At 73.1% G+C, this 18096-nt stretch carries 15 protein-coding genes; 6 read left to right on the top strand and 9 right to left on the bottom strand.

The genetic code is table 11. The annotated features are described in order from the left end of the window. Nucleotides 1-301 precede the first annotated feature (301 nt). Nucleotides 302-1114 (top strand): hypothetical protein, encoded by an 813-nt coding sequence (locus ABIA38_RS09685; protein ID WP_424638085.1) that lies wholly within the window; start codon nucleotides 302-304, stop codon nucleotides 1112-1114. On the opposite strand, the gene ABIA38_RS09680 is transcribed toward ABIA38_RS09685, so the two are convergent. Next, a complete protein-coding gene (locus tag ABIA38_RS09680) occupies nucleotides 1095-2468 on the bottom strand; it encodes a sensor histidine kinase (protein ID WP_424638084.1) in 1374 nt (457 codons plus the stop codon). The genes ABIA38_RS09685 and ABIA38_RS09680 overlap by 20 nt on opposite strands. Then, nucleotides 2465-3130 carry a response regulator transcription factor gene (locus tag ABIA38_RS09675; RefSeq protein WP_424638083.1) on the bottom strand — a complete coding sequence of 222 codons (666 nt, stop codon included), beginning with the start codon at nucleotides 3128-3130 and terminating at the stop codon, nucleotides 2465-2467. The genes ABIA38_RS09680 and ABIA38_RS09675 overlap by 4 nt, the downstream gene beginning before the upstream one ends. 304 nt (nucleotides 3131-3434) lie before the next feature. On the opposite strand from ABIA38_RS09675, the gene efeU reads away from it, so the two are divergent. After that, the gene (efeU, locus tag ABIA38_RS09670; protein WP_424638082.1) at nucleotides 3435-4340 is read left to right on the top strand and encodes an iron uptake transporter permease EfeU; all 906 of its coding nucleotides are present in this window, start codon (nucleotides 3435-3437) and stop codon (nucleotides 4338-4340) included. Here the strand turns inward: efeU and ABIA38_RS09665 are convergent. From ABIA38_RS09665 to ABIA38_RS09645, 5 genes are all read right to left on the bottom strand, one after another. Then, nucleotides 4337-5071 carry a response regulator transcription factor gene (locus ABIA38_RS09665; protein WP_424638081.1) on the bottom strand — a complete coding sequence of 245 codons (735 nt, stop codon included), beginning with the start codon at nucleotides 5069-5071 and terminating at the stop codon, nucleotides 4337-4339. The two genes, efeU and ABIA38_RS09665, sit on opposite strands and share 4 nt — an antisense overlap. A 95-nt stretch (nucleotides 5072-5166) precedes the next feature. Next, nucleotides 5167-7824: an ABC transporter permease gene (locus ABIA38_RS09660; protein ID WP_424638080.1), complete on the bottom strand. Its 2658-nt coding sequence runs from the start codon at nucleotides 7822-7824 to the stop codon at nucleotides 5167-5169. Next, nucleotides 7821-8537, bottom strand: coding sequence for an ABC transporter ATP-binding protein (locus ABIA38_RS09655; RefSeq protein WP_424638079.1), 717 nt, complete (start codon nucleotides 8535-8537; stop codon nucleotides 7821-7823). The genes ABIA38_RS09660 and ABIA38_RS09655 overlap by 4 nt, the downstream gene beginning before the upstream one ends. Beyond that, complete coding sequence (locus tag ABIA38_RS09650) at nucleotides 8534-9241, bottom strand: ABC transporter ATP-binding protein (RefSeq protein ID WP_424638177.1); 708 nt, start codon at nucleotides 9239-9241, stop codon at nucleotides 8534-8536. The genes ABIA38_RS09655 and ABIA38_RS09650 overlap by 4 nt, the downstream gene beginning before the upstream one ends. Continuing rightward, entirely contained in the window at nucleotides 9229-9792 is a 564-nt protein-coding gene (locus tag ABIA38_RS09645) for a hypothetical protein (protein ID WP_424638078.1), read from the bottom strand. Before ABIA38_RS09645 ends, ABIA38_RS09650 begins: the two co-directional genes overlap by 13 nt. A gap of 207 nt (nucleotides 9793-9999) precedes the next feature. On the opposite strand from ABIA38_RS09645, the gene ABIA38_RS09640 reads away from it, so the two are divergent. The 3 genes from ABIA38_RS09640 (at nucleotide 10000) to ABIA38_RS09630 (ending at nucleotide 14888) form a co-directional block, all read left to right on the top strand. Further along, complete coding sequence (locus ABIA38_RS09640) at nucleotides 10000-11289, top strand: sensor histidine kinase (protein WP_424638077.1); 1290 nt, start codon at nucleotides 10000-10002, stop codon at nucleotides 11287-11289. 356 nt (nucleotides 11290-11645) lie between these two features. Next, nucleotides 11646-13532, top strand: a complete 1887-nt coding sequence (gene nhaA / locus ABIA38_RS09635) for a Na+/H+ antiporter NhaA (RefSeq protein ID WP_424638076.1) — start codon at nucleotides 11646-11648, stop codon at nucleotides 13530-13532. 150 nt (nucleotides 13533-13682) lie between these two features. After that, nucleotides 13683-14888: a methyltransferase domain-containing protein gene (locus ABIA38_RS09630; RefSeq protein WP_424638075.1), complete on the top strand. Its 1206-nt coding sequence runs from the start codon at nucleotides 13683-13685 to the stop codon at nucleotides 14886-14888. 3 nt (nucleotides 14889-14891) lie between these two features. On the opposite strand, the gene ABIA38_RS09625 is transcribed toward ABIA38_RS09630, so the two are convergent. Beyond that, complete coding sequence (locus ABIA38_RS09625) at nucleotides 14892-15707, bottom strand: alpha/beta hydrolase (RefSeq protein ID WP_424638074.1); 816 nt, start codon at nucleotides 15705-15707, stop codon at nucleotides 14892-14894. 307 nt (nucleotides 15708-16014) lie between these two features. Here ABIA38_RS09625 and ABIA38_RS09620 point away from each other — a divergent pair, with 307 nt between their 5' ends. After that, the gene (locus ABIA38_RS09620; protein ID WP_424638073.1) at nucleotides 16015-16287 is read left to right on the top strand and encodes a hypothetical protein; all 273 of its coding nucleotides are present in this window, start codon (nucleotides 16015-16017) and stop codon (nucleotides 16285-16287) included. A gap of 53 nt (nucleotides 16288-16340) precedes the next feature. Here the strand turns inward: ABIA38_RS09620 and ABIA38_RS09615 are convergent, their stop codons facing one another. Beyond that, nucleotides 16341-17984, bottom strand: a complete 1644-nt coding sequence (locus tag ABIA38_RS09615; RefSeq protein ID WP_424638072.1) for an MFS transporter — start codon at nucleotides 17982-17984, stop codon at nucleotides 16341-16343. Nucleotides 17985-18096 lie beyond the last annotated feature (112 nt).

Here is an 18096-nt window from a genome sequence, read left to right as displayed (position 1 = left end):
GTCTCTGTCGTGCCCCGACCGGGTCGAATCGACGTCCCGCGCGTTACACCGCACGGCACGCTCCCGACACCCGGGTCCTGTCCCCATGAGACTTCTCCCCGACTGATTCGTCAGATTCGTCGGATTCGTCCGACGCTTCCGCCCCGACACTTCCGCCCGACCGTTCCGCACCCGGGCAGCCCGATCCGGGCCACCCTCACCCTCAGGAGAGCACCTCACGGCTGAGAGCACCCTGAGAAACCCCGGATCCGCCCACACCGCAGTCAGGCAAGGTTCAGCCGGGCCATGTCAGCGTCCGCCCATGACGACACATCAGGCAAGTCTCGACCAGGCGTCCCCGGGACGTCCGCTGCTCAACAAGGTGCCCGAAGTCACCGTGTTCTTCTGGGTCATCAAGATCCTGTGCACCACGGTCGGCGAGACCGCCGCGGACTACCTCAACGGCAATCTCGGCCTCGGGCTGACCGGCACCTCGCTGGTCATGACCGTGCTGCTGATCGTCACGCTGCTCTTCCAGTTCCGCGCCCCGCGCTACGTACCGGGCCTGTACTGGCTCGCCGTCGTGCTGGTCAGCGTGGTCGGCACGCTGATCACCGACAACCTCACGGACAACCTCGGCATCCCGCTGGAGGCGACCACCGCGGTCTTCGGCGTCGCGCTGATCGCGACCTTCGCCGCCTGGTACGCGAGCGAGCGCACGCTGTCCATCCACTCGATCCGCACCCCGCGCCGGGAGGCGTACTACTGGGCGGCGATCCTGCTCACCTTCGCCCTCGGTACCGCCGCCGGCGACCTGGTCGCCGAGCAACTCGACGTCGGCTACTGGAAGTCCGCGCTGTTGTTCGCCGGGGTGATCGCCCTGGTGGCGGCGGCGCACTACCTCGCCAAACTGGACGCGGTGTGGTCCTTCTGGCTCGCGTACATCCTCACCCGTCCGCTCGGCGCCTCGCTCGGCGACTACCTCTCCCAGGACCCCGACGAGGGCGGCCTGGGGCTCGGCACGGTGGTCACCAGCGTGCTGTTCCTGGCCACGATCCTGCTCCTGGTCGGCTACCTGACGGTGACCAGGGCCGACGAGTCGCCCGCCGTGGAGGTCAGCCCGCAGGAAGGGTGATCACGAACCGGGCGCCGTGTCCGCCCGCCGCGAGGTCGAGTTCGAGGTCGCCACCCGCGGCCCGGGCCAACCGGCGGGCCAGCGGCAGGCCCAGGCCCGCGCCGTCGTGCCCGTCCTCGGGGTCGGCGCGGCGCCCGGGATCGAACACCAGCGGTGCGAACACGACCGGTACACCCGGCCCGTCGTCGCACACAATCAGCGCGACCCCGCCACCCGGCCGCGCCGCGCACTCCACCACGATCGTGGTCGCGGCGTAGCGTCGGGCGTTGTCCAGGAGCGGCGCCAGGATGCGCTCGACCATCCGCGCCGACACCCCCGCCGTCGGATCCCCGTCGGCGCGCACCTCGATCGGCGCGGCGTCCGGGTGCTCGGTCACGGCCCGCCCGGCCGCCTCGCGGGCCACCGCCGCCGGCCGACAACTGCCCGGGACCGCCGAGGTCCGGGTACGCGCCTCGGACAGCAGCGTCTCGCAGATCCGCTCCATCGTGGCCGCCGCCGCCCCGATCGCCTGATGCGCCGTGCGCCGCTCGGCCGCATCGCGCGGGCGGGCGGTCAGCCACTCGGTCTCGGCGGTGATCCGGGCCAGCGGCGTACGCAACTCGTGGGACAGCTCGGCGTGTTGCTGCCGCTCGTGGCGCAACACCGCGGCCAGCCGGTCGAGCAGTTCGTCCAGGTTGCCCGCCAGGGTGGCCAGTTCGGCCGGGCGGCCGGCCGTACCGAACCGCTCGGACGCGCCCGCCGCGCTGCGTCGCGCCGCCTGCGCGCTCATCTGGCCCACCGGGCGCAGCGCCCGGCCGACCACCGCGCGGGTGACCAGGTAGAGGCCGCCGAGCAGGAGCAGGGCCAGCGCGATCGAGCCGGCGAGCACCTCGTGGGCGGTGCTGCGGTACGGGTTCAGGTCGACCGAGGCGACCACGGTGCCCACCTGGCGGGTGCCGTCGGCCGCGTCCATGATCGGCAGCGCGTACAGCCGGGTCGCGGCCGGGCGCTCGGTCTGCGCGAACGCCGCGCCGCGCCCGACCAGGCGCTCCGCGCGGCCGCGCACGCCGGCCGGTCCGGGTGGTTGTTCGATCAGCCGATCGCGCTGGAAGATCCACACCCCCGCGTCCAGAACCCGATCGTCGGCCGGCTCGTGTACCACGATCGTGCCGTCCGGCCCGGCCTCGATCGTGGACGCCACGGCGGCGGCCCGGGTGCGCACCAGGTCGTCGGCCTGGACCCGCAGCCGGGAGGCGAGCGCGACGTTGAACAACACGGTCAGTACGGCCACCCAGACCGCCCCGGCCAGCAGCGCCGTGAGCGCCAACCGCCCACGCAACGTCCCCGGCAACCGGCGCCGCGCCCACGCCCTCACCCGAACCGATACCCCACGCCGCGCACCGTCTCGATCCCGTGCGCGCAGGCGCCGGAACGCAGCTTGCGGCGCAGCCTGGTCAGGTATTGGTCGAGCGTGTTGTCGCTCACCTGGGCCCCCTCCGGCCAGCCCGCGCGCACCAGTACCCGACGCCGAACCACCGCGCCGGGCTCGGCCATCAGGCAGCCGAGCAGCCGGAACTCGGTGGGCGTGAGCGGGACCGGGGTCTCCCCCACCAGGAGCAGATGCCGGACCGGGTCGAGGCGCAGTGCGCCCACCTCGATCCCCGGCGCCCGACCACCGCGCCGCACCGCCGCCCGCACCCGCGCGGCGAGTTCGACCAGGTGGAACGGCTTGCCGAGATAGTCGTCGCCGCCCGAGGAGAACCCGGCGAGCCGATCGGCGAGGCCGTCGTGCGCGGTCAGGAAGATCACCGGGACGGTGACCCCGGTGGCGCGCATCGCCTGGCACACATCGCGGCCGTCGGCGTCCGGCAGCCCGATGTCCAGGACCACCGCGTGGGTGCGGTCGTCGACGATCCGCAGCGCGCCGGCGCCGTCGGCGGCGGTCACCACGTCGAAGCCCTCGTCCCGCAGGCCGCGCGCGAGCACGTCGCGCAGCCCGTGGTCGTCCTCCACGACGAGGATGCGGTGCACGGTCATCGGGTCAGTATCCCCGCCCGCCGACCCGACGGATGGCCCGGTGCTTCGGTGTTCAGGTTGCGTTCACGTTGCACTGGGCTCGGGAGGGTGTACCCGCCCGCTCCACCCGTTGCGTCCATCCCGATGGCTGCAGGATTGGCAGCCTCGGGGCGACCTGGTCGGGCCCCGCGGCCCGCTGGGCAAGGGCGCATGACATACGCCATGTTGACGGCGCATCAGGGCGGGTGCTTTGGTGAGCCTCGCCTAATTTCGAGCTGTATGCCGAGCCGTATTCCGAGCTGTGTTCGATCGACTGGGGTCACCTGTGTTCGCCAACTACCTGATAGGTCTGCGCGAGGGGTTGGAAGCCGCCCTCGTGGTCAGCATCCTGATCGCCTATCTCGTCAAGAGCGAGCGGCGGGACGCGCTGCCGGCCGTGTGGTTCGGGATCGGCGGCGCGGTGGCGATGAGCGTCGGCCTGGAGGCGTCCCTGGAGCTGACCTCGGCGGAGATGACCTTCAAGGAGAAGGAACTGTTCGGCGGATCGTTGTCGATCCTCGCCGTGCTGCTGGTCACCTGGATGATCTTCTGGATGCGGCGCACTTCGCATGCGCTGAAGGCGGAGTTGCAGGGTCGGTTGGATCACGCGCTGGCGATGGGCACCGGCGCGCTGGTGCTGACCGCGTTCCTGTCGGTGGGTCGCGAGGGTCTGGAGACCGCGGTGATCGTGTGGGGCACCGCGCGCTCCACCGGCGAGAACACCGACCCGATGATCGGCGTCGCGCTCGGCCTGGGCACCGCCGTCGTGCTCGGCTACCTCTTCTACGCCGGCGCCGTCCGGATCAACCTGGCCAAGTTCTTCCTGTGGACCGGCGCCGGCCTGGTCGTGGTCGCCGCCGGTGTGCTCGCCTACGGCGTGCACGACCTGCAGGAGGCCGACTACCTCCCGGGCATCGGGAACCACGCGTTCGACATCAGCGACACCATCCCGCCGGACAGCTGGTACGGCACGCTGCTCAAGGGCATCCTCAACTTCCAGCCCGACCCCACGGTCCTCCAGGTCACCGTCTGGGCGCTGTATCTCGTTCCGATCATGGCGCTGTTCTTCCTTCTCCCCAAGGGCGGCAAGGGTGGCAAGAGCGAGAAGAGCGGCAAGAGCGACAACGGCGGCAAGAGCACCGAGGAGCAGGGCCCGGTGCCCGTCGACCGGGAGGCTCCGGCCGGCGCCTAATCCGACTCGGCGGCGTGTTCCAGTCGATAGCCGTGGCCGCGCAGTGTGGTGATCCGCGGTGGATCGACGCCGGCCGCCTCGGCGGCCCGATGCAGTCGGCGGCGCAGCGAGGCCATCGTCACGTCGAGGGTCTTGGTCGAGCCGAACCAGTTCTCGTCCCAGACCCGGGCCATCAGCGTCTCTCGGGCCACCGCCGTGCCCGGCTCCCGGGCCAGCACCACGAGCAGTTCGAACTCCTTGGGGCGCAGCGGCAGTTCCAGGTAGCCGAGCAGGCAGCGCCGGGCCGCGGGATGCACGGTGAGCGGGCCGAGCCGGATCGGTTCGGTCGGCTCGGCCGCGCCGCCGGGGCGGCGGCGCAGATGCGCGCGCAGTCGGGCCAGCAGCACGGTCAGGCTGAACGGTTTGACCAGGTAGTCGTCCGCGCCCGCGTCCAGCCCGGCGATCACGTCGATCTCGTCGGTGCGCGCGGTGAGGATGACGATCAGGATCTCGGGCAGTTCGGCGCGCAGTCGGCGGGCGAGGTCGATCCCGTCGGTGTCCGGGAGGCCGAGGTCCAGGAGCACCACGTCGAATGCCCGCCCCCGGCTCTCGGCGAGCGCGTTGCTCCCGGTGCGACACCACACCGGTACGTAGCCGCTGCCGCGCAGGCCCGCCTCCAGGTGTCGGCCGATGGTCGGGTCGTCCTCGACGACCAGGACGTGTGTCCGGTCCGGGCGGGCGGCTGTCGACATGACTGGCAGGGTAGGCGTTGCGCGGCCTCGATGATTCGGGGAGGATCGCGCCGGGTCGAGCTGATCCGGGCCGCCGGATGGCTGGCGAACGGCGTTCACAGGTCGCGCAGTTCCTCGACGGGTGGCCGGTCCGCGCGGCGGGCGCCGTTGAGCGCGGCGGCGCCGATCGCGGCGACCGCGGTCAGCCCGGTGGCGATCAGGTAGGCCCACGGCACGGTGAGGCCGGCGGGTGGTGGGTCGAACACCCCGGTGAGCACCTCGACCAGCATCTCGGCGAGCGCCCAGCCGAGCAGCGCGCCGCCGGCCAGGCCGCCGACGGTGACCACGGCCGCCTCGCCGAGCACGAGGCCGCGTACCTGGCGCGAAGTGCCGCCGAGGACCCGGGTGATCGCGAACGTCCGCCGCCGCTCGGCCAGGCCGAGGGCGAGTACGATGCCGGCCGCGCCGGCGGCGAGCACGATGGCGAAGCCCAGTTCGATCCGGGTCAGCCCGGCCAGGTCGACCGAGGTCAGGCTGGAGCCGACCTTGGCGCGGGTTTGGCCCAGGTCGGTGACGGTGGCGGTGGTACCCAGGCGCCGGCGCAGTGCGTCGGCGACGGCGCGTTGCCCGCTGCCGCCGGTGTCGATCAGGAACGCGCCGACCGCGTCGCTCCCGGTGACCCGGGTGATGTAGTCGGCGTTGGCGACGAAGAAGCTGTCCTTGGGCGCGGTGGGGAACTCCTTGACGATTCCGGCGTAGTGGAACGGGACGGTACGCAGTTCCTGCGTACGGTCGTCGCGCAGGCGCAGGTTGACCGTGTCGCCCGGGTTGAGCCGGAAGTCCTTTACCGTCTCCGCGCTCACCAGCAGGGCGTCCGGGCGCCGGGCGAGGGTGGCCATCAGCTCCTTGCTGCCGCCGCCGGCGAAGTAGGCGTCCTGGAGCGAGCCGGCGGCGCCGATGGTGGCGGGACGTACGCCGAACAGGTCCTGGAGGTCGGAGCCGACGTAGGCGAACCGGTGTTGCAGCGGTTCGACCCGGTGGACCCCGGGCGCGGTGAGCGTAGCGGCGGCGTCCGGGCCGACCGTCGTGCCCGGTGGTTCGGTGACCGTGACATCGGCGCCGTTGGTGAGCCGGGCGTCCACCTCGGCCTGTTGCCGGTAGGTGGCGTTGAAGATCGACGTGGACGCCGCGAAGGAGACGGCGAGGGCGAGCAGCACCACCGACCGGGCCAGTGGCCGGCGGCGCCGGGACATGGTCGCGGCGGCGGTCCCGGCAAGCCGGCCGGCCAACGGGCGGAGCAGGCGGGTCAGTACGCGCCGCCCGCGGGCCAGGCAGAGCACGGCGAGCCGTTGCAGCAGCAGGGCGCCGCCGAGCCACAACAACAGCGGGCCGAGCAGTGCCCAGTAGGACACGGAGATCGTGGCGACCCCCTCGGGGGCCAGGACCAGCGAGTATTGGTTGGCGCCGGAGGCGTGGAAGATCAGGAGGGAGCCGGCGAGCAGGATGACGTCCAGGCCGATCCTGCTCCACCACGGGGTGTGGGTACGGGAGCTCGTCCGGCCGCTCTGGGCCACCGTCGCGGTGCGCAACTCGCGCAGTGCGGGGACCAGTACGGCGGCGCCGGCGATCAGCAGCCCGCCGCCGAACGCGGCGAGCGACCAGCTCAGCGCCGCGCCGGTGTCCGCGCCGAACGCGGCGTGTCCGAAGGCCAGTCGGCCGACCAGGGCGGCGCCGCCCAGGCCGAGCAGGCCGCCGACGCCGCCCACCGCGGCGGCCTCCGCGCCGGCCAGCGCGGCCACTTGGCGGGCGCGCAGCCCCCGGGTCCGCAGCAGTGCCTGTTCGCGGCGGCGGCGTTCGGCCCCGGCGCCGGCGACCGCCGCGGTCAACAATCCGGCCAGGATCGCCCCGGGCAGCCCGAGGAAGAGGAACAACACCTGGGCGTAGAGCGCGTCCGAGCGGGCGCCGTCCAGTGCGGCGCCCAGGTTGTCCCCGACCAGTGCGCCGCCGGAGGTGCGCGCCTCCAGGTTGTGCGCGGCGCCGACGACGGCCCCGAACGCGGCGGCCGGGTCGGCGGGCAGGTGTGCGTTGCGGGCCACGTGGATCTGGCTGGTCACCGCGGCCGGATCGGCGGCCCGGGTCGGCGCGGTCAGCGTGTCGAACAGCGCGGCGGGCAACAGCAGGACGTTGTCCGGCGGCGCGCTCGGCTGGGCCTGCCTGGGCGCGCCGACCTTTTGGAACAGCGAGTCGGCCTGCGGCAGATCCACCACACCGGCCACCCGCACCGGCGTCGGCGCGGCACCGGGCAGGGTCACGGTGACCTCGTCGCCGGGGGCCACGTGCAGATTGGCCGCGGTCTGCTGGGCGATCAGCACTCCGGAGCCGGTCCCGGCCAGCGGTCGGATCGTGTTCGGGAAGGCGGCCCGGTAGCCGTCCGGCAGCCCCAACACCACACCCGCGCCGGTGCTTTGGGTACTTCCGGCCACGGTGGCCCGGAATCCGGTGCTGCGCGCGAAGCCGACCGGCAGTGCGACGCGTACCCCGGTGGTGCCGCGCACCGCGTCCAGCACGGCGCCCGGGTCGGCGCCGGGTTGCACCTCCACCTGCCAGTCCACCGCCACCGACCGGGTGGCCCGTTCGGTCATCGTCGACTTGGACGCGGTCAGGAACGAACCGAGCGCGGCGGCCAGTGCGACCGCCGCCGCGACCCCGAGCGCGGTGGCCGCCAGTCGCCCGGTGCGGTGCCGGAGCAGTCCGCCCAGCCAGATGCCGATCATCGCGGGTCCCCGGCCGAGTCGCCTTCGGATACGGCGGGTTCGGTGTCGCCGAGCAGCAGCCGGCCGTCGTGCATCCGCCACCGGATGGCCAATCGCCCGGCCACCGCCGGGTCGTGCGTGCTGACCACCAGGGCCGCGCCCAACTCGGCCACGGCGGCGAGCAGGACGTCGATCACCCGGCCGCCGGTGTCCCGATCCAGCTGCCCGGTCGGCTCGTCGGCCAGCACCAGGCGTGGTCGTTGGGCCAACACCCGGGCCACCGCGACGCGTTGTCCCTGTCCGCCGGAGAGTTCCTCGGGCAGTCGGCCGGCCAGGTCGGCGATGTCGAGCAACTCGAGGGCGGCCGAGGCACGTTCGTGGGCGGCCGGTTCGGGCACGCCGGCCAGGATCAGCGGCAGTGCGGTGTTCTCCAGCACGTCCAGGGCCGGGATCAGGCTCGGGCCCTGGAAGACGACGCCGATCCGGGGAGTCGGATCGGCGTCGTCGCTCTCGCCCGCCGCCGGCCACGTCACCGTGCCGGTGGTGGGCCGCTCCAGGCCGGCCATCAGGTGCAGCAGGGTGGACTTGCCCGAGCCGGACGGGCCGATCACGGCGATCCGTTCGCCCGCCCGGACCCGACACGAACTGCCGTGCACCGCGACCACCGCGTTGAGCCCTCGGCCGAAGGTGCGGGCCGCGTCCCGGCAGTCCACGAGTACCTCCCCGGCGCTCATTCCCGAATCCTCCCGTCGCGCAGTTCGATGGTGCGGTCCGCGATCCGCAGTGCCGCCGGGCTGTGTGTGACGATCAGCACCGCGCGGCCGGTGCGGGCCTCGGTCCGGAGCAGGTCCAGGATCCGGGCCTCGGAGTGGCCGTCGAGTTCGCCGGTGGGCTCGTCGGCGAGCAGCACGTCGGGGGCATTCGCCAGGGCGACGGCCAGCCCCGCGCGGGCGAGTTCGCCGCCGGACAACTCCCGGGGCAGCGCCCGGGCGCGGCGGTCCAGGCCGACCCGGTCGAGCAGTTCGCCGACCCGTTCGGCGGGCCGCCCGGGGGCGGCGGCGCGGGCGAGTCGGATGTTGGCGGTCACGTCCAGGTGGGCGAGCAGATTGCCGGACTGGAGCAGGACGCCGATCCGCCGGGCCCGCAGCCGGGCCCGTTCGGCCTCGGGACGGTGGCTGATCCGGACCCCGTCCACGTACACCGCGCCGCCGGCGGGCTCGTCCAGTCCGGCCAGGCAGGCCAGCAGCGTGGACTTGCCCGAGCCGGACGGGCCCACCACGGCCACCGTCTCCCCGCGCCCGACCCCGAGGGTGACCCCGCGCAGCGCCCGGGTCTCCTCGTCGCCGGAGCGGAAGAACCGGTACAACTCCCGCGCGTCGAGCACGTCCGGCTCCCGCCCCGGGGTCGGGAGTGGGCCGAGCGCGGTCACGGCGTCCACGCCAGCGAGTCGGTGACGATCCGCCACGGGTCCACGTTGTCCGCGCCGACCGGCCCGGACAGGGTCAGCACCACCTCGTGTCCGGCGCGGAAGAAGACGTAGCGCTCGAACTCGTCGCGGACCACCTTGCCGGTCACCGGGTCCGGCGCGGTGTCCCCCCGGTAGGTGAGCAGTACGCCGGGCCCGATCGGTCGCACCACCGCCGACGCGGCGCCCGGCTCGAAGCCCGGTACCCGGCCGCGCAGTTCGGCGACGTCCTGGGCCTGCACGGACTGCGTGGTCGGTGCGCTCGGCGTCGCGAGCGAGGCGACCTCGATCCGGTTGAGCTTGTCGGTGAACGCGGCGGTGCCGCCCGCACTGGTCCCGGCCCAGCCCTCGGGCACCTTGAGGGTGACCCCGGCGCCGGCCGGCGTCTGGAGCACGTACGCCTGGTTGTCCGGGATGTCGCCGGCCTGCGCCGCCTCGCCCCCGCCGCCGGAGCCGCCGCATCCCGCGATCAGGACCGCGGTCAATCCGGCGGCGATCGTGGCCACCACACCTGTGCCTCGCATGGTCGTGCCGCCCTTCCTGGCTGTCCGGAACCGCCGGCCGTACACGACGGCCGGCCGTTCGGAGACCCGGCGGTGCCGGAACCCATACCGCGACGTTAGGCGGGGGGAGGTTAACGCCCGGGCCACCGACGGTTAGACGACGGCAAAACCGGTGCGCGCATCGTGTGAGGGCGCCGCCGGCGGGCCGAGCGCGGTGATGATGAGGACATGAGACAGCGGGTGGTACGGGTGGCGGTGGTCGCGGCCCTGGTGGCACTGGTATTGCTCGCCGCGCCGCTCGCGGTGATCATCCGGATCTCGTTCTTCGCCGACGAGCGCGGCGAACTCGAACGCGACGCGCTCGCCGCGGCGGCCCGGGTCAGCGCGCAACTGGCCGCCGGCGAGCCGGTCCACCTGCCGCCCGCGCAGCACGACGGCAACCTGGGCGTGTACGACCCCGACCTGCGGTTGCTGGCCGGCACCGGTCCCGATCCCGGGGACACGCTCACCCGGCGGGCGGCGGCCACCGGGGTGATCCGGGAGCACACCGGCGGGCAACTCGTGGTCGCCGTCCCGCTGTCCACCTCGGAGCGCACGATCGGCGTGGTCCGGGTGGCCGCGGACAGCCGCGATGTGTGGCATCGGGTGTTGTGGAGCTGGCTGGGGTTGTTCGGCGCCGCGCTGATCGCGCTCGGCGCGGCGATCCTGGTCGCCCGGCGGCAGGCCCGGGCGCTGTCCGCGCCGCTGGAGTCGCTCTCCCGAACGTCCCAGGCGGTGGCCGACGGCGATCTGAGCGCCCGGGCGAGCGGGTGCGGCATCGTCGAGATCGACCGGGTGGCCGCGACGCAGAACACCATGGTGCAGCGGTTGACCGCGCTGCTCGAACACGAGCGGCACTTCACCACGAACGCCTCACATCAGCTGCGCACTCCGCTCACCGGCCTGCAACTGGGCCTGGAGGGTGCCCTGGCCGCGCCGGACGCGAATCCGCGCGCGGCGCTGGCCGAGGCGCTGGAGCAGTCCCGGCACCTGCAGCGCACGATCGACGAGGTGTTGCGGCTGGCCCGGTCCGGATCGGGCGAGGGCGACGCGGTGCCCACCCGGCCGGCCGGGGAGTTGGTCGAGCAGGCCGAGCGGCGCCGGCACGGCGAACTGGCCCGGGAGGGACGGCGACTGGAGGTGGTGATCGAACCGGATGCCGGGCCCCTGCCCGTGCCGGCGCACGCGACCGAGCAGATCCTGGCCGTACTGCTCGACAACGCCCGGGAGCACGGCCGCGGCACGGTCCGGATCACGCTGCGCGAGATGGGCGGCGCGCCGGCCGTCGACGTCGCCGACGAGGGCGAACCGACCGCGGACCCGGCCCGCGTCTTCGACCGGGGCATCACGACCGGCCCGGGCCAGGGCATCGGCCTGTCCCTGGCCAGAGACCTGGCCGAGGCCGCCGGTGGCCGCCTGGCCCTCACCTCGACCACCCCGACCACCTTCACCCTGCTGCTACCGATCCCGAGCGAGTAGGCCCGACCACCGAAGACCCGGCCCCGGCGCCCAGCACGACCGGCGGCATCGCCGGCCGACCCGGCCCGACCACCCGCACCCCACCACCACCGACCCCCACCAACTCACCAGCCCCGGCCGCCCGAAGGACCGGCCCCGACCCGGACCACCCCCGCCGGAGCCGACCGAGCCATCAACAACCGACCCAGCCCCACCACCCGCACCCCACCACCACCGACCCCAATCGGGTGACCAGCTCCCACGGCCCGGAGGACCCACCCCCGCGCGGAAAGATCGTTTGGGGTGGGTTGGCCGATATCCTCTGAGCCGGCTCCGCCCAGGAGTCCTCCACGCGTACGTCACCAGGGGGATCACGCATGACGCAGCCGCGAGGCGCGGACAGCCTGTCCGGCCAATCGCTCGACGAAGGCGGCGCCCGCACCGCGAGGTGGGCGTTCATCCGGACCGAGAGCGGCAGCGCCACCGTACTGCTGGCCGCCACCCTCGCCGCGCTGGCCTGGGCCAACCTCGGCACCGACTCGTACGAAACGTTTTGGCAGACCCACCTGTCGGTCCGGCTCGGCGATTCCGGTGTCTCGCTGGATCTGCGCGAATGGGTCAACAGCGGCCTGATGACGCTGTTCTTCCTGGTGGTCGGTCTGGAGGCGCGGCGCGAGTTCGACATGGGCGAGCTGCGCGAGCGTCGCCGGCTCACCCTGCCCCTGCTCGCCGGGCTCAGCGGCATGGCCGTTCCGGTGCTGATCTACCTGGCGATCAACGCGGGCGACTCCTCGGTGCACGGCTGGGGCGCGGCGATGTCCACGGACACCGCGTTCGCCCTGGGCATGCTCGCGTTGCTCGGCACCCGCTTCCCGCGGCGGCTGCACACGTTCATCCTGACCGTCGCGGTCGTGGACGACTTCGTCGCGCTCGTGGTGATCGCCGTCGCCTACAGCGACCACGTCGACGTACCCGCGTTGCTGGTGGCGCTGGCCCTGTTCGTGGTGATCGGGCTGGTCCGCGCCGCCAAGGTCCGGCGCGGCACGATCTACGGCGTGCTGGGCGTGATCACCTGGGTCGCGGTGCTCAAGTCCGGCGTGGACCCGGTCGTGGTCGGCCTGGTGATCGGCCTGCTGACCTTCGCGCATCCGGCCTCGCGGGCCGAACTGGAGCGCGCCACCGGCCTGTTCCGCTCGTTCCGCGAACAGCCCACGCCCGAACTGGAGCGCACCGCCCGGCTCGGCATGGCCGCCGCGTTGTCCCCGAACGAGCGCCTGCAGCGGATGTACCACCCGTGGACCAGCTATGTGATCGTGCCGCTGTTCGCCCTGGCCAACGCCGGGATCACGCTGAACGCGGAGCTGATCTCGGGTGCGTTCGGCTCGCCGGTGACCCTGGGCATCCTGATCGGCTACGTGGTCGGCAAGCCGGTGGGCATCATCGGCACCACCGCGCTGACCACCCGGCTCAGTCGCGGCCGGCTGCGCCCCCCGGTCGGCTGGGGCGCGGTCGTCGGTGGCGGGACGATCGCCGGCGTCGGCTTCACCGTGTCGTTGCTGATCGCGACGCTGGCCTTCCAAGGAGAGCAGCTGGATCAGGCCAAGGTGGGTGTCCTCAGCGCCGTGCTCTGCTCGTTCGCGCTGACCTGGCTGGTCTCGGTGGTGATCTCCGCACTGCCGCGCCCGGCCCGCTCGCGCGCCCTGCTCGGCACCGGGCAGAGCCTGGTCGACCTGGCGGTCCCGGTGGATCCGGAGCGTGATCACATCCGGGGTCCGCTCGACGCGCCGGTGACGCTGGTCGAATACGGCGACTTCGAATGCCCCTTCTGCGGCCGGGCCGAGCCGGTGGTCCGCGAACTGCTCGCCGGCTTCGGCGACGTGCGCTACGTGTGGCGCCATCTGCCGCTGCCGGACGTGCACCCCAGGGCCCGGCTGGCCGCGATCGCCGCCGAGGCCGCCGCCGAACAGGGCGCGTTCTGGGAGATGTTGGATCATCTGTTGGAGCATCAGGACGCGCTCAAGCCCACCGATCTGGTCGCGCACGCCGAGACGTTGGGGTTGGACGTCGACGAGTTCCGGATCGCGCTGCGCGCCCGCAGCGGCGCCGAGCGGATCGCCGAGGACGAGGAGTCGGCGGACCTGAGCGGCGTGTCGGGCACCCCGACGTTCTTCGTCAACGGCCGTCGCCACCACGGGTCCTACGACATCGACGGACTCACCGCGGCGGTCCGCGTGGCCAAGGAGCGGGCGCTGCTCCAGCGTTGACCGAAGCCGTACCCGCGCCGGATGCCAACTTCCTTGACCCGCTTGACGATTACGCTTCGGGGTTCCTAGGGTGCGGTGGGTAGTCATCCTCCGGAAAGGTTGGTTTGCGATGCCCGGTCAGTCCGCCGCTCCCGGTCGACGGCGCGCGTCATGACGGTGGGGCCCGACACACTCGCCGCGCTGCTCAAGCGCAAGGACGTGCTCCCGGCGGGGTGGGAGTCGGTGTTCGGGATGGTCGCGCGGGAGGATTTTGTGCCCGCCCGGATCTGGCCGGACGACACCGATGCGCTGCTCGATCGCGACCGCGATCCGGAGGGCTGGCGTCGAGCGGTGTATTCCGACCGGGCATTGGTGACCCAGTGGGACGACGGCCGGCATACCGGCGCCGCCGCCGGGCGGCTGGCCACGTCGTCCGCGTCGATGCCCTCCACCCTCGCCGAGATGCTCTACGACCTGGACGCGGCGGCGGGGATGCGGGTGTTGGAGATCGGCACCGGGACCGGGTACGGCGCCGGCCTGCTCGCCGCGCGCGGCTGCCGGGTGACCTCGATCGAGGTGGACCCGCAACTGGCCCGTCGGGCCCGGGAGAACCTGGCCGCGGCCGGCTTCGGCGAGCTGGTCGAGGTGGTCGCCGGGGACGGCACACACGGCCATCCGGCGGGTGGCCCGTACGAGCGTGTCCAGGTCACCGCGGGCGTGCGGCGGGTGCCGGCCGCCTGGCTGGCACAGGCCGCGCCCGGTGCGGTGATCGTGCTGCCGTGGGGCACCGACTATGCCAGCGGGGACTGTGCGCTGCGGCTGGTGGTGGGCCCGGATCGGCGCACCGCGAGCGGGCCGTTCACGCTGGCCACGGCGTTCATGAAGCTGCGTGCGCAGCGCCCGGATCGGGCGCGGTACGGCGACCCGGAGCCGCCGGAGGGATGGCTCGAGTGGATCCCGCCGAGCAGCACGATGCTGGGCTGGGACGACGTGGTGGCCGGCCCGTTCGATTCGGTGGGCTTCGTGCTCGGGCTGTGCGTACCGGACTGTGTGGCCCGCCCGGTGTTGCACGGGGCGCACGGCGGCACGTTGTGGCTCTACGGCGCGGACACCGGCCGGGGGCGCTCGATCGCCGCCGCCGAGTTCCGCGCGTGGGCGCCGCCCGCCGTGCGCCAATCGGGGCCGCGCCGGTTGTGGGACGAGGTGGAGGCGGCCTGGCGCTGGTGGGACGACCGGGGCAGGCCGACCATCCACGACTTCGGGCTCACCGTCTCGCTCGGCGACGACGGCACGGTCCGGCAACAACCGTGGCACCTGTGCGCCGAGCGCCCGCTGATCCCGCCGGCCCACGACTGGGCACGGATCGGCGGGGGTTGAGGGTCAGGCCGGCGGCGCGGGGAAGCCGGCGTCGGCAAACCAGGTCAGGCAGGTTTCGGCGAGTTCGGGCCAACCGTGGTCGACGATCAGCGAGTGGCCGCGGTTTTCGAAGCAGCGGTATTCGGTGCGGGCCAGGGAGTTGCGGTAGCGCGTGAGGGTGGCCCGGGTGAGCACGTCGGGAACGGTGTGGTCGAGCCCGCCGGACAGCAGCAGAAGCGGGCCGCGACTCTGGTTGCCGGTGGCCACCTTCGCGGCCGACCTCGGGGTGAGGTTGCCCAGGGCCAGTTGGAAGAGCGGTCGGGCCGGGCTGGGGATGGTCCACTGCTCGAACAACTCGTCCGACTCGCGCCTGGACACGGCGTTGGCGAAGGCGTAGCGGAACTGGTCCCGGTTCAGCGAGACCGCGCGCTTGGTGTTGGCCGGGTTGCGCAGGAACGCGAACGTCGACTTCGCCTGGGCGGGTCCGATCGCCTTGACCCCCTTGATCTGGCCGGGACTGATCGCCACCGCGGCGGCGGCGAGCCCCTGGCCCAGCAGGTGCTGGGCGATGAAACCGCCCACGGAGTGGCCGATCAGCACGGGTGGGGTGTCCAGGTCGCGGATCACCCGCGCGTGCGCTTCGGAGATCTCGGCGAGCCCGATCCCGGCCTGTCGGTCGGGTAGCCGGCGGGCCTCCGCGACGGTGTCGGGCACGCCCGGCCACTCCGGGGTCAGCGGTTCGTAACCCGCCTGGCGAAATCGCTCGACCCAGGGCTGCCAACTGGTCGAATGCAGCCACAGGCCGTGGATGAACACGACGGGAGTGCGCTTCGCTGCCATGCCTCGCCTCGCTCGCGGAGAGTCCGATTCGACGATCCTCGCCGGGCCGACGACCTCGTGCCGCGCCCGGCACCAGCCACCCGAAGATCCTTCGCCGCCACTGTCACACCGACCCGCCCCACGCCCGCCGACCGCACCGCGAACACGCCGAGCGCGCCGCCCGATTGCCGCAGTGCGGCCGCCTTGTCAAGGGGGCGGTCATGGGATTCCGGCTTCATGTATGGTTTCTACAGATGTGTAGAAGCTTGGTTTCGGCGGGCTCGACACAACGAGACCGCTCCGTCGCCTGCGGATCAGGGGTGGAACTGTGCTGAATGATCATCGAGAGCGGCCCACGGCCGACGGCCCGGATGTCGAATGGGTGCAGGCTCCTCCGGAGGAGGAGATCCGTCGCGTCTACGAACCGGTGGAGATTCGCAACCGCGACGGCAGTTGGACCCTGGGCCGGATCAACGCACGCTGGCACGGCCGGCACGGCGAGGACTGGTGCCGACTGCGGATCGTCGGCAGCCACCGTCCCGCGCAGTGGGTCCCGTTCGACCCCGAGGTGTTCGTCGAGTTGCAGATCGACGGCACCTGACCGACACCCCCTCCGACACCCCCGACATCCCGCACGGCCCGCCGACCCGCGGGTCAGCGTGCGGTCGTCGCGCACGGCTCCGGTCGACGCTCCCCGATCCCGCGACCGGCGGCCGGCGCGGCGGCCGACCCCGGCCCCGCCGATACCTGCACCGGCGCCGACACCGGCACCGAGTCGGCGGACCGGACCACCTGCCCGATCGCGCCCCGCCCGGCGCCCGTTTCGGCACTGCCCGGGCGCCGGCTCGGCAACAGCAGGGTCGCCGCGGCGGTCCCCGCGAGCAGCACGATCGCGACCATGACGCACTGCCGCATGCCCACCTGGAACGAGGCGTGTCGGGCGATCAGCGCGCCGAACGCCGCCACGCTCAACGCGCCGCCCAGTTGCCGACTCGTATTGAGGATCGCCGCCGCCGTACCGGCCCGTTCGGCCGCCACCGAGTCCAGGAGCATCGCGGTCAGCGGCGGTACGGTCAACGCGCTGCCGAGGCCGATCGGCACCAGCAGCAGCGCCACCAGCCACAGCGGCGTGTCCGCGCCGACCGCGAGCAGCCCGAACAGGCCCGCGACCACGATCAGTTGCCCGGTCAGGATCGGCAACCGAGGCCCGAAGCGCCGGGCCACGCCGGCCGCGCCGAGATTGAGCACCGCGAGCAGCCCGGTCATCGGTACGAACAGCAGGCCCGTATGCGCCGTCGACTGGCCGCGTTCGCGCTGGAGGTAGAGGCCGAAGAGGAACACCGTCCCGTAGAACGCCACGTTCAGCGCGAAGCCGATCGCGACCGACACCGACACCACCCGCTGCCGGAACAGTCCCAGCGGCAACATCGGTTCCGCCGCGCGCGCCTGGCTGCCGAGGAAGAGCGCGGCGGCGCCGACGGCCAGGGCCAGTACGGCCGCCACCCGCGTGCTGCCGAAGCCGACCGCGCCGCCCTCGATCACCGCGTAGGTCAGCGCGGCGAGCGCCACCACCCCGGTGATCTGGCCGACCGGGTCCAGCGGGGCCGGTCGCGGGGTCGACCGCGGCACCCGGGCCAGCATGGCCAGCGCCACCGCGCCGACCGGCAGGTTGACGAAGAAGATCGCCCGCCAGCCCCACAGGCCGGTCAACACGCCGCCGACCACCGGACCGGCCGCCGCCGCGACGGCGCCGCCCGCCGACCACAGCGCGATCGCCCGGGCCCGCCGACCGGCCTCGGGGTACGCCTGCCGGATCAGCGCGAGCGACGCGGGCAACATCAGCGCCGCCGCCGCGCCCTGCACGATCCGGGCCGCGATCAACGCACCGAGCCCGGGCGCCAGTCCGCAGCCGGCCGAGGACAGCGTGAACAGCACGAGCCCGATCCCGTACGCGCGACTCGCGCCGATCCGGTCGGACAACGCGCCCGCCGACAACATCAACGCGGCGAACATCAGCGTGTAGCCGTCCATCACCCACTGGAGCCCGGCCATGCCGCCGCTCAGGTTGTGCCCGATGTCGGACAGCGCGACATTGACCGCCAGCGCGTCCAGGGTGATCACGAAGAAGCCGAGCAACGCGGCGGTCAACACCAGGGCGGGTGCGGCCCGTTGCCGCGCGGGTTCGAGTCCGGATCCGGGTCCGGGTCCCCCGGATTTGGCTCGGCGTACCGAAGCGAAACGGTCGTACTGCGAGCGCATCGAAGACAACGACACCGACATCGACACCGACACCGACATGCGGAACTCCCCTGGATGGCCGGGCCGGACCCGTGCGGACCGGCCGTTCGCCCCGGCGACCTCGCCGGGCAGCACCCACCCTGCTCGTTCCGCGCGCGGCCGGGCAGAGCCG

The sequence above is a fragment of the Embleya sp. AB8 genome, assembly GCF_049739465.1.
Classification (GTDB): domain Bacteria; phylum Actinomycetota; class Actinomycetes; order Streptomycetales; family Streptomycetaceae; genus Embleya.
This window is presented reverse-complemented; position numbering and strand designations above follow the sequence as displayed.

Bases quoted from the DNA above. Each gene is read 5' to 3' on its own strand.
- ABIA38_RS09685 (WP_424638085.1), top strand. From the start codon at position 302: ATGACGACACATCAGGCAAGTCTCGACCAGGCGTCCCCGGGACGTCCG.
- ABIA38_RS09675 (WP_424638083.1), bottom strand. From the start codon at position 3,130: ATGACCGTGCACCGCATCCTCGTCGTGGAGGACGACCACGGGCTGCGC.
- ABIA38_RS09625 (WP_424638074.1), bottom strand. From the start codon at position 15,707: ATGGCAGCGAAGCGCACTCCCGTCGTGTTCATCCACGGCCTGTGGCTG.
- ABIA38_RS09640 (WP_424638077.1), top strand. From the start codon at position 10,000: ATGAGACAGCGGGTGGTACGGGTGGCGGTGGTCGCGGCCCTGGTGGCA.
- ABIA38_RS09660 (WP_424638080.1), bottom strand. From the start codon at position 7,824: ATGATCGGCATCTGGCTGGGCGGACTGCTCCGGCACCGCACCGGGCGA.
- ABIA38_RS09645 (WP_424638078.1), bottom strand. From the start codon at position 9,792: ATGCGAGGCACAGGTGTGGTGGCCACGATCGCCGCCGGATTGACCGCG.
- ABIA38_RS09615 (WP_424638072.1), bottom strand. From the start codon at position 17,984: ATGTCGGTGTCGGTGTCGATGTCGGTGTCGTTGTCTTCGATGCGCTCG.
- nhaA (WP_424638076.1), top strand. From the start codon at position 11,646: ATGACGCAGCCGCGAGGCGCGGACAGCCTGTCCGGCCAATCGCTCGAC.
- ABIA38_RS09655 (WP_424638079.1), bottom strand. From the start codon at position 8,537: ATGAGCGCCGGGGAGGTACTCGTGGACTGCCGGGACGCGGCCCGCACC.
- ABIA38_RS09630 (WP_424638075.1), top strand. From the start codon at position 13,683: ATGACGGTGGGGCCCGACACACTCGCCGCGCTGCTCAAGCGCAAGGAC.
- ABIA38_RS09665 (WP_424638081.1), bottom strand. From the start codon at position 5,071: ATGTCGACAGCCGCCCGCCCGGACCGGACACACGTCCTGGTCGTCGAG.